13 protein-coding genes are annotated in these 14,406 nt (G+C 58.6%); all 13 read left to right on the top strand.

Translation table 11 applies throughout. From position 1 onward, the window contains the following. Positions 1-23 precede the first annotated feature (23 nt). The 13 genes from lon to IDH41_RS17925 all read left to right on the top strand — a co-directional run bounded on the left by lon (position 24) and on the right by IDH41_RS17925 (position 14,325). Positions 24-2,393, top strand: a complete 2,370-nt coding sequence (lon, locus tag IDH41_RS17985) for an endopeptidase La (RefSeq protein ID WP_190863429.1) — start codon at positions 24-26, stop codon at positions 2,391-2,393. After that, a complete protein-coding gene (yihA, locus tag IDH41_RS17980) occupies positions 2,390-2,977 on the top strand; it encodes a ribosome biogenesis GTP-binding protein YihA/YsxC (protein WP_190863427.1) in 588 nt (195 codons plus the stop codon). The genes lon and yihA overlap by 4 nt, the downstream gene beginning before the upstream one ends. A 193-nt stretch (positions 2,978-3,170) precedes the next feature. Next, entirely contained in the window at positions 3,171-3,761 is a 591-nt protein-coding gene (locus tag IDH41_RS17975; RefSeq protein WP_190863425.1) for a non-ribosomal peptide synthetase module, read from the top strand. Between the two features lie 260 nt (positions 3,762-4,021). Continuing rightward, positions 4,022-4,705, top strand: coding sequence for a DUF4309 domain-containing protein (locus IDH41_RS17970; protein WP_190863423.1), 684 nt, complete (start codon positions 4,022-4,024; stop codon positions 4,703-4,705). 283 nt (positions 4,706-4,988) lie between these two features. Beyond that, complete coding sequence (speD, locus tag IDH41_RS17965; protein WP_190863421.1) at positions 4,989-5,387, top strand: adenosylmethionine decarboxylase; 399 nt, start codon at positions 4,989-4,991, stop codon at positions 5,385-5,387. Positions 5,388-5,584: 197 nt separating this feature from the next. Beyond that, positions 5,585-6,967 carry a glutamyl-tRNA reductase gene (hemA, locus tag IDH41_RS17960; protein WP_190863419.1) on the top strand — a complete coding sequence of 461 codons (1,383 nt, stop codon included), beginning with the start codon at positions 5,585-5,587 and terminating at the stop codon, positions 6,965-6,967. Between the two features lie 22 nt (positions 6,968-6,989). Next, the gene (gene ccsA / locus IDH41_RS17955) at positions 6,990-7,802 is read left to right on the top strand and encodes a cytochrome c biogenesis protein CcsA (protein ID WP_190863418.1); all 813 of its coding nucleotides are present in this window, start codon (positions 6,990-6,992) and stop codon (positions 7,800-7,802) included. A gap of 20 nt (positions 7,803-7,822) precedes the next feature. Further along, positions 7,823-8,470, top strand: a complete 648-nt coding sequence (locus IDH41_RS17950) for a precorrin-2 dehydrogenase/sirohydrochlorin ferrochelatase family protein (RefSeq protein ID WP_190863416.1) — start codon at positions 7,823-7,825, stop codon at positions 8,468-8,470. Further along, the gene (gene hemC, locus IDH41_RS17945) at positions 8,467-9,432 is read left to right on the top strand and encodes a hydroxymethylbilane synthase (protein ID WP_397328158.1); all 966 of its coding nucleotides are present in this window, start codon (positions 8,467-8,469) and stop codon (positions 9,430-9,432) included. Before IDH41_RS17950 ends, hemC begins: the two co-directional genes overlap by 4 nt. Positions 9,433-9,436: 4 nt before the next feature. Next, positions 9,437-10,996, top strand: coding sequence for a uroporphyrinogen-III C-methyltransferase (cobA, locus tag IDH41_RS17940; protein WP_223829825.1), 1,560 nt, complete (start codon positions 9,437-9,439; stop codon positions 10,994-10,996). 7 nt (positions 10,997-11,003) lie between these two features. Continuing rightward, positions 11,004-12,002, top strand: a complete 999-nt coding sequence (hemB, locus tag IDH41_RS17935; protein ID WP_190863411.1) for a porphobilinogen synthase — start codon at positions 11,004-11,006, stop codon at positions 12,000-12,002. Positions 12,003-12,006: 4 nt separating this feature from the next. Next, a complete protein-coding gene (gene hemL, locus IDH41_RS17930) occupies positions 12,007-13,308 on the top strand; it encodes a glutamate-1-semialdehyde 2,1-aminomutase (protein ID WP_190863409.1) in 1,302 nt (433 codons plus the stop codon). 9 nt (positions 13,309-13,317) lie between these two features. After that, positions 13,318-14,325: an RluA family pseudouridine synthase gene (locus IDH41_RS17925; protein WP_223829824.1), complete on the top strand. Its 1,008-nt coding sequence runs from the start codon at positions 13,318-13,320 to the stop codon at positions 14,323-14,325. Positions 14,326-14,406: the final 81 nt, after the last annotated feature.

Genomic DNA, 14,406 nt, shown 5'->3' with positions numbered 1-14,406 from the left:
CGTTACTAAATGGAGGTGCTGGTGTGGGACCTGGTAAATCGAAGGTTCGTCGGCTGCCCCTGCTACCGCTGAGAGGGCTGCTCGTTTATCCCAGCATGGTGCTGCACCTCGATGTGGGCAGGGATAAATCGGTGCGGGCGCTTGAGCGCTCGATGGTCGAGGATCATATGATATTGCTTTGTTCGCAATCCGAGGTGAACATTGAGGAGCCGACCCGGGAAGATATTTATAAGGTCGGCACCATCGCGAAGGTCAGGCAAATGCTGAAGCTTCCGAACGGCACGATCCGCGTATTGGTGGAAGGCGTCGTCCGCGCGGAGGTCGTTGATTATTTGCCTAACGACGACTTTTACGAGGTATCGGTGAAGGAACTGCCCGAGCAGGAAACGGATGATCCGGAAGTAGACGCGCTCATGCGCTCCGTTCTGAATCAATTCGAGCATTATATTTCGCTGTCCAAGAAGGTGACGCCGGAGACGCTCGCCGCCGTGTCGGACATCGACGAGCCGGGCCGGCTGGCCGACGTCATTACGAGCCATCTGTCCCTCAAAATCAAGGATAAGCAGGACATTCTCGAGACGATCGACGTCGGCGAGCGGCTCGAGAAGCTGCTCGACATCCTGAACAACGAGCGGGAAGTGCTCGAGCTCGAGCGCAAGATTAACCAGCGCGTCAAGAAACAGATGGAGAAGACGCAGAAGGAATATTATTTGCGCGAGCAAATGAAGGCGATCCAGAAGGAGCTCGGCGAGAAGGAAGGGCGCGCCGGCGAGATCGAGGAGCTTCGCGGCCAGCTGGCCGAATCCGGCGTGCCATCGGCGGTGAAGGAGAAGATCGAGAAAGAAATCGATCGGCTCGAGAAGATGCCGTCCACGTCGGCGGAAGGCGGCGTCATCCGCAATTACATCGACTGGCTGCTGTCGCTTCCCTGGAGCAAGCAGACCGAGGACGACCTGAGCATCGCCAAAGCGGAAGCGGTTCTGGACGAGGATCATTACGGGCTCGAGAAGCCGAAGGAGCGGGTGCTGGAATATTTGGCCGTGCAGCAGCTCGTGAAGAGACTCAAAGGACCGATACTTTGCCTGGTCGGACCTCCCGGCGTCGGCAAGACGTCGCTGGCGCGCTCGATCGCGAGGTCGCTCGGCCGCAAGTTCGTGCGGATTTCGCTCGGCGGCGTGCGCGACGAAGCCGAAATTCGCGGACACCGCCGCACCTACGTTGGCGCGATGCCGGGCCGAATCATCCAAGGGATGAAGACGGCGGGCTCCTCCAATCCGGTGTTCCTGCTCGACGAAATCGACAAGATGGCGATGGATTTCCGCGGCGATCCCGCGTCGGCGCTGCTGGAGGTGCTTGATCCGGAGCAGAACGGCACGTTCAGCGACCATTTCGTCGAGGTGCCGTTCGACTTGTCGAACGTCATGTTCGTCACGACGGCGAACGCGCTGCACAACATACCGCGCCCGCTGCTGGACCGGATGGAGGTGCTCTATATACCGGGCTATACGGAGCTCGAGAAGCTGCAGATCGGCACGCGGTATTTGCTGCCCAAGCAGAAGAAGGAGCACGGCCTCGAGGAGGAGCAGCTGACCCTGTCGGAGGATGTGCTGCTGCAGCTCATCCGGGAATATACGCGCGAATCGGGGGTGCGCAATCTGGAGCAGCAGATCGCGGCCGTATGCCGGAAGGCGGCGAAGCATTTCGTCTCGCAGGAGCAGGAGGGAACGCGGGAGACGCTCGAAGTGAGAAGCGAGCTGCTCAAGGAATGGCTTGGACCCGCGAAGTTCCGGTACGGTCTGGCGGAGAGCGAGAACCAGGTCGGCGCCGTTACGGGCCTCGCCTGGACGGAGGTCGGCGGGGACACGCTCGTGATCGAGGTGACGGTCATGCCAGGGGGCGGCAAGCTCACGTTAACCGGCAAGCTCGGCGACGTCATGAAGGAATCCGCGCAGGCGGCGTTCAGCTATACGCGCTCCAAGGCGGTCGAGCTCGGGATCGATCCAAGCTTCCACGAGAAGAACGATATCCATATTCATATACCGGAAGGGGCGATTCCGAAGGATGGGCCGTCCGCCGGCATTACGATCGCAACGGCTCTTATTTCGGCCCTCACCGGCCGCTTCGTATCCAAGGAAGTCGCGATGACAGGTGAAATTACGTTGAGGGGACGCGTTCTTCCGATCGGCGGGCTGAAGGAGAAGTCGCTTGCCGCGCACCGCGCCGGCATCCGCAAGGTGCTGTTGCCCAAAGACAACGAACGGGACTTAAGGGATATTCCCGACAGCGTACGCAATGATATGCAATTTATTCCTGTCAGCCAGATGGATGAAGTGCTCTCGCATGCGCTCATTCCGGTTCAAACGGAAGAGAAGGCAGGTACACCGATTTTATGAAAATAACAGATGCGCAGTTTGTCGTCAGTGCGGTCAAACCTCATCAATACCCTGAAGACGCCTTGCCAGAGATCGCTCTGGCAGGGCGTTCGAACGTCGGGAAATCGTCGCTCATCAACAAGCTCATCCTCCGCAAGAACTTGGCGAGGACGAGCTCGCAGCCGGGCAAAACCCAGCAGCTTAACTACTATAGGGTCAATGATTTCGTCTATCTCGTCGATTTTCCCGGCTACGGCTACGCCAAAGTATCGAAGACGCAGCGCGAGCAATTCGGCGAAATGATCGAGCGGTACATCCGCGAACGGGAGCAGCTGAAGCTGCAGCTGCTCGTCATCGACATCCGGCACGAGCCGTCGAAGCAGGACCAGCAAATGTACCACTGGCTGAAGCATTATGAAATTCCGACGTGCATCGTCGCCACGAAAGCGGACAAAATTCCGAGATCGAAATGGGACAAGCATATCAAAATGATCAAAACGACGCTGGAAGCGGACCCGCGCGATTCCGTAGTGCTGTTCTCGTCGGAATCCGGGCTCGGGCGCGAACGGCTCTGGGAGGTCATTTCGGAAGCGATTGCCACATAAGGGAGCATGCCGGGCAAGTTCTTATATAAAGCAGAGGATATAGCGAAAAAGTCGCCCTTCCTCGTGAATTCCTCCGTTTTTTTGTGGAATATGCGTAAATATCGGCGCTGGACGGCAGGAATAAAAAGCTTTGATCACGTATAATATACTTAAGACCAAAGCATGCAAGTTCAAAGAATTGAGGAGATTTTTTATGGCTAAGCGGCTAGCCACGGAGTATGTAAATGCCAAACTGCAATTGACGAATGAAGAGATGGCGAAGTTTATCCGATTGTTCGAAGAGCAGCAATTGCGCCTAGAGGTGCTTGTGCTCGACAATGGAAACCAGGAGCTCGTTCTCGAAGACGTAGCAGGGAGGGAAGAAGTCCGACTGACATTCGAACGTCAAAAAGACTATTATGTATGCGTACTTTCTTGCCGTCTTGTTGGGCCAAGACTTACCAATGCCATGCGCAAAGCGGTGTCGGCTTTCCGCGGCAGCGCGATCGTCAACCGAATCTACAGCCATTATACGATGATTTATCATTATAGGAACGGCACCGTCGAAAAAATCGTCGAAAGCTCCCAATCGGGCGACCGCATCGTATTCGAGTTCAAGGATACGCGCGGACAGCTGGAGCGGGTATTCCGAAGCCGGCTGATCGAGCGGGAGATCGACCTGATCAACAGCGCGGTCAACGAGCTGCTCGACCTGCGCAACCAAGCGGGCGAAGCCGCCGAAATCGTCAAAATCGACGAGCGTTTAACGGAGTTAACGCGGAAATTATTCATACTCGAGGCGTAACGAATTTTATAAATCGGGGAGCTGCTTGAAGCGGCTCCTCTTTTTTTCTCATTTTTTTCATGGCCGAGAGCTGCAACAAATCGAAGCGCGAAGCGGTTAGTAATAGAGAGCGGTTTTTAAAATATAAGCAGTTATAAGCTTTGCACTTATAAATTAGCTTATATTTCATCGCGAAACGAGCGTATGCCTCCAAAGGACGGCGCCAGCCGGTTACACCTGTAGGTAACGACTACCGTACCAGACAGACAGGAGTGAACGAAATGAAACAATCGAGACGATTCAAACCATTCGCGGCGGGCATTATCTTCGCGCTCGCCTTATCACTAGGCGCGTGCAGCGGCGACGAGCCGAACGTCCAGCCGCCTGCATCGGAAGCGCCCAGCACCGAACCGAGCATCGAGCCAAGCATCGAGCCAAGCGGGGAGCCTAGCGCGCCGCCTGCAGACGAGCCCTCGGGCGGGCTTGATACGCCGGGCAGCGATACGGGCAACGGCGGCGAAGTGCCCTCCGAGGGCGCCGTGACGATCGGCGAGCTCGTCGAGTTGGCGAAGAAAGGCAAGGTTCCGGGCTGCGAATATGCCGCTCATACGGCCCTCTTCGACGAGATCGAGAAGGCATGGGGCAAGCCGGACACGAACGAAACGGCCGGCAAGGGCATTTATGCGGCTTACGAGAAGAAAGGCATTACCTTCGGGTACAACAAGGGGATGATCGTCTTCGATATAAGAGCTTATGCGGACGAGCTTCATTCGATTACGCTGAAGGATATCGAAGCGGCTCTCGGCAAGGCCGACAAGGAAACGGTTAACGGCTCGGACGACATATACGCCTACGAGATCAACGAGCAATTCCAATTGAAATTCGTTATCCCGGAGTCGACCGGCAAAGTGGATCATATCTCGGTATTCAGCGAATCGGACACGAAAAATAATATGGCGGGCTGACCGGAAAAAAGCGTTGCGGGATAAGCCGTATGCTCATACATTGTATACGGGACTGCGGCGGAAATGCCAAATCGCACCTCGCGAAAAAAAAGGGTTGCAATTATCACGGATAGATGTTATTTTTATTCTCGTTGAAAACATTGTTGAACAGAATAATAGGAACCAGGATTCACTCAGGACATAGTTATGTTGCGAGAGATTAATCCCTCGAGAAGTGAATGACGTAGGTCCTAGCGGATGAAATTTTTCAAACATTTTATTCCTAGGAAGGGGGAACCGAAAGATGGAATACTCAACTTTCGGAAGACACGTTGCTGTTGACACTTGGGGAGTAGACTTCGATCTACTGAACAGCGCTGAATTTTTGCAATCACACATGGTAGAAGCTGCTGAAGCTTGTGGTGCAACCGTATTGTCCGTTCAAGCGAAACAATTCGAACCTCAAGGAGCAACCGTGCTCGTGCTGCTGTCGGAGAGTCATCTCTCGATTCATACGTATCCTGAGAGAGGCTTTGCCGCACTGGACTGCTATACCTGCGGTGAAACCGTTGATCCTCAGCTTGCGATCGACTACATGCTCGCTGTACTGAAGCCGAAGCAAGCCTACGCGAAGAAGCTGGTGCGCGGAATGGGCGAGTTGCAAGTCGAAGAACCAAAGATGAAACAAATCGAGCTCGTCTAAGAGCGTTAATTAATGAACGTGAGATGTAACCATGGGCCCGGCGTCCATGGTTATTTCTTTGTAACAATAGGGAATAATGAGGTTGTACTTTTCAAATATTATTCATAAATGAATAATATCTGAATGTCGAATTGTGATATACTTATCGTTAACATCGACGGATCATACACAGTAAAGAAGGAGGCAGGTGACCGCGCATGCACATTATCGCAGTCGGACTGAATTACCGGACGGCTCCCGTAGAAGTGAGAGAACAATTCGCGTTCGCGGAACGGGATTTGCCCGATGCGCTGACACAGCTCATGCAGACACAAAGCATCATGGAATGTGTTATTGTAGCGACCTGCAATCGAACGGAGATCTATGCAGTCGTTGACAGGCATCATTTGTGCGGACATTATATCCGGAGCTTCATGGAGAAGTGGTTCAACCTGCCGCGGCAGCAGTTTACGAACCATTTATATATGTACGAGGATAATAAGGCGATCGACCATCTGTTCCGCGTGGCGAGCGGGCTCGATTCGATGGTGATCGGCGAGACCCAGATTCTCGGTCAAGTCAAGAACGCGTTTCTGCTGGCCCAGCAGCAGAAAACGACCGGAACGCTGTTCAACATGCTGTTCAAGCAGGCGCTGACGATGGCGAAGCGCGCGCATACCGAGACGACGATCGGCGAGTCGGCCGTATCGGTCAGCTACGCGGCCGTCGAGCTCGGCAAGCGGATTTTCGGACAATTCAGCAAGAAGACGGTTATGGTCATCGGCGCCGGCGAAACCGGCGAGCTGACGGCGAAGCATCTGTACGCGAACGGCGCGGAGCGGGTCATCGTCGTGAACCGGACCTTCGAGCGGGCGGCTGCTCTCGCGGACAAGTTTAACGGGATCGCCTGGTCGATGGACGAGGCCGCCGATAAGCTGCACGAAGCGGACATCATTATTAGCTCCACCGGCTCGGACGGCTACGTGCTGACGCGCCGGCAGGTCTCGGAAGCGATGCGGCGCCGCAAGGCGAAGCCTCTGTTCATGATCGATATCGCGGTTCCTCGCGATCTGGATCCGTCCATCGCGGCGGTCGAGAACGTATTTCTGTACGACATCGACGACCTGGAGGGCATCGTGGAGAGCAATCTGGAGCATCGCCGCCAGGAAGCGGCCAAGATCGAGGCCATGATCAGCGAAGAGATGGAGCTGTTCGAGCAGTGGTACAAGACGCTTGGCGTCGTTCCGCTGATCCGCGCGCTGCAGACGAAGGCGGCGGACATTCACGAGGGGACGATGAACAGTCTCATGAATAAGTTGCCGGACCTTGAGGAGCACGAGCTGAAGGTCATCCGCAAGCTGACGAAGAGCATCGTCAATCAAATGATGCAGGATCCGATTTTGCGCATTAAGGAAATGGCCGGCGAGAAGCGGGCGGACGAAGCGATGGATATGTTCGTCAAGCTGTTCGCGCTGGAGGATGAGCTTGCTAAGACGCGCCAAGCCGAGCTTGACGCGGCAGCAGAAACTGTCGTTGCGGCAAAAAAGAAAAACGTTCAAACCCATGCAGCTTCGGTGGTGTTAGCACCTATTACAAGATAGAGGGCCGCAATGTGGAGGAACTATGGCGACGCAAACTTGGCTATACGATGCGATACTTTACATTTACGCCCTGAGCCTACTGTTTTTTTTCTCCGACTTCATGAACGCGAGTCTGAGAGCGAAACGGATAGGAGCAGGGCTGCTTATTTTTGTATGGGTATTACAAACCGGCTACCTGATCTGGCGCATCGCGTCCCACCTGCAGATGACCGCCGTCACCCCGTTTGAATACTGGTTAGGCTTTACCTGGCTGCTGATTACGATCTCGCTCGTCATCAGCCGGTTCATCAAAATCGATTTCGTCGTTTTTTTCGTCAACGTCATCGGATTCGCGGTGCTCGCCCTCAACCTGTACAGCAATCAAGGGGGCGGCGAGTCGCTTGCGGTATGGAGGACGACGCGCGAGCTTCTGTACATACATATCAGCCTTGTGCTGTGCGCTTATGCGGCGCTGACCATCGGGGCGCTGTTCGCGGGCATGTATTTGTTTCTCCATAACCAATTGAAGCGGAAGCGCTGGACGAGCTTCGTCAGGCGGCTGCCGAGCCTCGAGCTGATCGAGCGGTACGGGGACCGCGCGGTCATAATCGGCGTGCCGCTGCTCGCGATGTCGCTCGCGATCGCCGTCACGTCGGTACTCGTCGAGGGGCGGGCGTCGCTGCTCTTCGACTGGAAGGTCGTCACCTCCTGCGCGACGCTGACGATGTACGTCATCTACGTGTACCAGCGGGCGCGCTTGAAGCGGCCGGGGCAGCAGCTGGCCAGGCTTTACATGCTCGCCTTCGGGACGTTGATTTTGAATTTGCTCGCGAACTCGATTTCATCTTTTCACTAACGGCGGCGGAGGTTATTCTCATGAATGGATATTATCCGGTCGTACTGCAGCTGCGCGGCAAGCGCTGCGTCATCGTAGGCGGCGGCGGAGTGGCGCAGCGGAAGCTGCTCGGCCTGCTCGAAGCGGGCGCCGATCAAGTGACCGTAATCAGCCCCGACGTTACGCCGGCGATCGGGAAGCTGGCGGAGGAAGGCGTCATCCGGACGGAGCTTAGGGAGTATGAGGAGGCAGATAGCGCCGGCGCCTGGCTGCTGTTCGCGGCCACGAACGACAGGCGCGTCAACGCGGCGATCGCCGCCGACGGCGAGCGGCACGGCGCGCTGGTCAACGCGGCCGACGAGGCGGAGCGGGGAACGTTTATTTCGCCGTCGGTCGTCCGCAGGGGCGATCTGCTGCTTGCCGTCACCGCGTCGGGCGCGAGTCCGGCGCTATCCCAGTTGATCAAGACGGAGCTGGCAGAGCGCTACGGGCCGGAATATGAACAAGTGACCGCCCGCTTGCGCAGCTTGCGCGAGAAGGCGGTCAGCCGCCTTCCGGACGAGCGGCAACGAAGGATCGTATTGAAGCTGGCCGCGGAAGAGGCGTTGCAGCGGCATAACCGTAGCAATATCGATGCCGACGAGTGGCTAACCGGCCTGCTGCATCGATTAGACAGGGGGCAACCATGATGGAGAAGAAGCATAACGGACAACGAGTGATCGTTGTCGGCACAAGACAAAGCGCGCTGGCGCTCACGCAGACGGGTCAAGTCATCGACGATCTTGAGCGGATAAGCCGCGAGCACGGCTGCGATTACAAATTCGAGATCAAAAAAATCGTGACCAAGGGCGACCGGATTCTCGACGTGACGCTGTCGAAGGTCGGCGGGAAGGGCTTGTTCGTGAAGGAAATCGAACAAGCGCTGCTGAGCGGCGAGATCGATCTTGCCGTCCACAGCATGAAGGATATGCCTTACGAGCTGCCGGAAGGGCTAATGAACGGCGCCGTCCCGAAGCGCGTCGATCCGAGGGATTGCCTCATTATGCGCCAGGGAAGCAGCCTCGCCGACCTGCCGCGCGGCGCGCGCGTCGGAACGAGCAGCCTGCGCCGGTCGAGCCAGCTGAAGCATGCCAGAGAGGATCTGAAGCTGGAATCCATTCGCGGCAATATCGATTCGCGCATCCGCAAGCTGGAGACGGAGGGGCTCGATGCGATCGTGCTTGCGACCGCGGGCCTTATGCGAATGGGCTGGGAGGACCGGATATCGGCAAGCGTGCCGGTAGACGTATGCCTGCCCGCGGTGGGGCAAGGCGCGCTCGGCATCGAGTGCCGGCGGAACGACGAGCAAATCCGCGAGCTGCTCTCCTTGTATAACGACGCAGAGACGGAGATTGCGGTCCGCGCGGAGCGCAGCTTCCTCGGCGCCCTGAACGGAGGCTGCCAGGTGCCGATCGGCGCGTACTGCGAAATTGTCGGCACGGATGGCGGCGACCGTCTGCTCAGCATGACCGGCATGGTCGGAACGCCGGACGGCGAGACGCTGCTGAAGGAATCGAAGCGCGGGACGGATCCGGAGCAGCTAGGCCGCGATGTGGCGGCGGCGCTCGTCTCGCGCGGCGCGGACCGCATTTTGGCGGAAATTGGGGGATAACGAGTTGAATAAGGGGAAAGTATATTTGGTCGGGGCGGGGCCCGGCGATCCGAAGCTCATTACGGTGCGGGGGCTCGAATGCTTGAAGCTGTGCGACGTCGTCGTGTACGATCGGCTGGCAAGTCCGAGGCTGCTCCGGTATTTGAAGCCCGGGACGGAAAAAATTTACGTTGGGAAGCTGCCGGACCGCCATACGATGAAGCAGGAGGAAATTAACCGGCTGCTCGTCGACCTTGCGCTCCAGGGCAAGACGGTGACCCGGCTGAAGGGCGGCGATCCGACGATCTTTGGCCGAGTGGGAGAAGAAGCCGAGCTGCTCGTCGACAACGGGGTAGAATTCGAAATCGTGCCGGGCATTACGTCCGCGATCGCCGTGCCCGCTTATGCGGGTATTCCGGTTACGCACCGCGACCTGGCATCGTCGTTATCCATCATTACCGGGCACGAGAGTCCGGACAAGCTCGACCGCTCGATTCATTGGGACAAAGTAACGAATGCCACCGGCACGCTTATTTTTCTGATGGGCGTCGCCAAGATCGGCTATATCGCCGATCAGCTGATGAAGCACGGCAAGGCGCCGGAAACGCCGGTAGCGCTTATTCGCTGGGGGACGCGGGTCGAGCAGCGCACGGTCGTCGGCACGCTGGCGACGATCGAGACGGTCGTGAAGGAAGCCGGCTTCCAGCCGCCGGCCGTCATCGTCGTCGGCGAGGTCGTGCTGCAGCGCGAGAAGCTGCAGTGGTACGAGAAGAAGCCGCTGTTCGGCTTGCGCGTGCTCGTCACGCGCGCCAGGCCGCAGGCAAGCGAGCTTGCCGACCGGATCGAGGCGCTCGGCGGCGAGCCGTGCGAGTTTCCCGTCATCGAGACGAGGGAGTCGGCGGAGCCTGCCGCGGTCGAGGCGCTACAAGCGGCGCTGGAGCAGGCCGAGCAATACGACTGGCTTATGTTTACTAGCGTGAACGGAGTCGACTATTTCTTCGATTGGCTTCGCAAATTCCGGATCGACGCGAGACGGTTCCACGGCGCGAGCCTGGCGGCGGTCGGTCCGAAGACGGCCGAAGCGCTGGCGCGGCGGGGGCTGATCGCCGAGGAGCTTCCCGTGAAGTTCCATGCGGAAGGCTTGCTGGAGCGGCTCGCTTCGCGGCTGAAGCCCGGCGAGCGCGTGCTGCTGCCGCGCGGAGATCTGGCCCGGGAGGTGCTGCCGCGCGAGCTGAAGGCGCTGGGCCTTCTCCCGACCGAGATCGACGTGTACGAGACGTTCGTAGCCGAGGGGCAGGACGAGCTGGCGCTCGAGTGGCTGCGCGAGAAGGAAATCCATTTGATTACGTTCACGAGTTCGTCCACGGTGACCAACCTGCTTGAAGTGCTGAAGAGAAACGGGATCGAGAATCCGGCGGAGCTGCTCGCGGACATCCCGATCGCAAGCATCGGGCCGATTACGTCGCAGACGATCGCCGAGGCGGGCTTGCGGCCGGCTATCGAAGCCGACGATTCGACGCTCGAAGGACTGTTGAGCGCCATTGCCCGGCACAATGCGACAAGCAAACTTCGTGAGGAAGGATGAGGAACAGATGAGTTTCCCGACGGTTAGAAACCGCAGATTGCGCAGAACGGCGGCGCTTCGGAGCCTGGTAAGAGAAACGGTGCTCAGCGCTGACGATTTTATTTATCCGATTTTTGTAACGCACGGCGAACAGATCAAAGAAGAAATCCCGTCGATGCCGGGGGTGTACCATTTCTCGCTGGACTTGCTGGAGGAGGAAATTCGGGATGTCGTCGCGGCCGGCATTCAATCGGTGCTGCTCTTCGGCATTCCCGAGCATAAGGACGCCTTCGGCACGTCGGCGTACGACGCGAACGGCATCGTGCAGCAGGCGATAAGAGCGGTCAAGAAATGGGCGCCGGAGCTTGTCGTCATCGCGGATACCTGCTTGTGCCAATTCACCGATCACGGCCATTGCGGCATCGTACACGTGCATGAAGCGACGGGCGCCGCCGAAGTGGACAACGATTCCTCGCTCGACCTGCTCGTTCAAACGGCGGTATCCCAAGCCGAAGCGGGCGCGGATGTTATCGCGCCTTCCAATATGATGGACGGCTTCGTGCTCGCCATTCGCGACGGGCTTGACGATGCGGGCTTCGGCGACGTGCCGATCCTGTCCTATTCGGTGAAGTACGCGTCGTCCTATTACGGGCCGTTCCGCGATGCGGCGCATTCCGCGCCGCAGTTCGGCGACCGGAAGACGTACCAGATGGATCCGGCCAACGTGCGCGAAGCGCTGCGCGAAGCCGAATCCGATATCGCCGAAGGCGCGGACATGCTGATGGTGAAGCCGGCGCTTGCTTATATGGACGTTATTCGTCTGCTTAAGGACCGGTATAATCTGCCTGTCGCCGCCTACAACGTCAGCGCCGAATATTCGATGGTGAAGGCGGCGGCGGCAAACGGCTGGATCGACGAACGCGCCATCGTGCTCGAGACGCTGACCGGCATGAAGCGCGCGGGCGCCGACCTGATCATCACTTACCATGCGAAGGACGCGGCCCGTTGGCTGAGAGGAGACGGATAAAAGGATGAGCGGACAATCGAACCTGAAAAATAACGAGCGCTCGGTAGCGGCGTTCGCCAGAGCGAAGCAGGTCATGCCGGGCGGCGTGAACTCCCCGGTGCGGGCGTTCAAATCGGTCGGCTTGAATCCGGTCTATATGGACCGCGGGGAAGGCAGCCGCATTTACGATATCGACGGTAACGGCTACATCGATTACGTCGCATCGTGGGGACCGCTTATTATGGGGCATGCCCATCCGGAGGTTATCGATGCGATCAAGCGGACGGCCGAGAAGGGAACGAGCTTCGGCGCTCCGACGGAGCTGGAGACGGCAATGGCCGAGCTTGTCATCGAACGGGTGCCGTCCGTGGAAATCGTGCGGATGGTGAATTCCGGCACGGAAGCGACGATGAGCGCGCTTCGGCTCGCTCGCGGCTACACGAAGCGGAGCAAAATTTTAAAATTCGAAGGCTCTTACCACGGGCATGCGGACAGTTTGCTTATCAAAGCGGGTTCGGGCGTGGCGACGCTGGGCTTGCCCGACAGCCCGGGCGTACCGGAGCACGTCGCTTCAAATACGATTACGGTGCCGTATAACGACCTCGAATCGGTAGAGCTGGCTTTCGAGAAGTTCGGAGAAGAGATCGCATGCGTCATCGTCGAGCCCGTGGCGGGCAACATGGGCGTCGTCCCGCCGCTTCCCGGCTTCCTGCAGGGCCTTCGCGACATTACGGCCCAGTACGGCAGCGTGCTCATCTTCGACGAGGTCATGACCGGCTTCCGCGTAGGTTACAGCTGCGCTCAGGGCTTATACGGCATCGCGCCGGATTTGACGTGCTTCGGCAAAGTCATCGGCGGCGGACTGCCGGTCGGCGCTTACGGCGGCAAGCGCGAGCTGATGGAGCTGATCGCGCCGAGCGGCCCGATCTATCAGGCGGGCACGCTATCGGGCAACCCGCTCGCGATGGCGGCCGGCTACACGACGCTTAAGCTGCTTACGCCCGAGACTTACGAGCAGCTGGAGCGGCAAGCGGTCAGGCTGCAGCTCGGCTTCGAGGCGAATGCCCGCAAGCACGGAATCGCAAGCACGATCAACCGCGTCGGCTCGATGGTATGCCCGTTCTTCACGGATACGTTCGTCATCAATTACGAGACGGCCAAAACATCCGATCTCGAGCGGTTCAAGGCTTATTTCGCCGCGATGCTCGACCTCGGCGTCAGCATCGCGCCTTCGCAGTTCGAAGGGATGTTCGTCTCGGCGGTTCATACGAACGAGGATATCGACGCGACGATCGAAGCCCACGATCGAGCGCTCGCCCGGCTGTAGGACGGGCGCATGACGATGCTCGGGGAAGCGAAGCGAAGCGGTCGATGGCTCGAGCTGGATTGGCCGAGCCTCGTTGCCGGCTCCGTCGCGGAGACCGAAGAATCAAGCGGGACCGGGGCTCCGGCTGAGCGGCCGGAGACAGTCCCGCTTCGGGCCGGCAGCCATCCGCATGAAGTGCGGCAGTGGCTGCTGGCCCGTTCATTGTTTCCGGCGAAGTGGATTAACCGGCTGTTTTCGATAGGCGGCATCGGATGGAACGGGGACAAGCTGAGGCTGCTCGCCTTTCCTCCTCTGGATCCGAAGGCGGATCCGATTTACCGGATGGCGCTCCAGCCTTCCCGGTCGGCGGCGCCGGACGTATTGCACGAGGACGATTTCTGCCTCGTGCTGCACAAGCCGGCCGGCATGCCCGTTCACGAATCCTCTCCGGGACAGCGGGGGACGCTGGGCGAGGCCGCGGCGAGGCACATGCTGGAGAAAGGCGATCCGTTAACGATTCGCCACGTCCACCGGCTCGATGACGATACGTCGGGTCCGGTTCTGTACGCCAAAAACGATCTGGCCCAGTGGAGGTTGGACGAAGCGATGCGGCTGAAGCGCATCGACCGGCATTACGTCGCGGTCGTGCAAGGCCGCCTCGCCAAGGCTGCGGGGAAGATCGACCTGCCCATCGGCAAGGACCGGCATCACCGCGCCAGGCGGCGCGTCTCGGCCGGCGGCGAGCCTGCGGTGTCGCATTACGAAGCGATCGCGGACGGACGGCAGTTCACGATCGTAAGGGTGAAGCTGGAAACCGGCCGGACGCATCAAATTCGGGTGCATATGAGCCATATCGGCCATCCCCTCCTCGGAGACGCGCTGTATGGCGGCGATTCCCGCGTGCTGCCGCATCAGGCGCTGCACGGCGAGAAGCTGCTTTTTCCCCATCCATGGACAAACGCCTCAATGGAGGCGCGGGCTCCCTGGCCGGACTGGCTCGAGAAGCTGGCGCGCAGCGCGATCCGCCGTTCAAAATGATAGTCATGCTCCTGCCCATCCTACCATATAGATAAGTAGTGAATGTAACGTTAGCCCAAGCATTCAGTACGAGAAGGGAGG

Source organism: Paenibacillus arenilitoris, assembly GCF_014705655.1.
Classification (GTDB): Bacteria; Bacillota; Bacilli; order Paenibacillales; family Paenibacillaceae; genus Pristimantibacillus; species Pristimantibacillus arenilitoris.
This window is presented reverse-complemented; position numbering and strand designations above follow the sequence as displayed.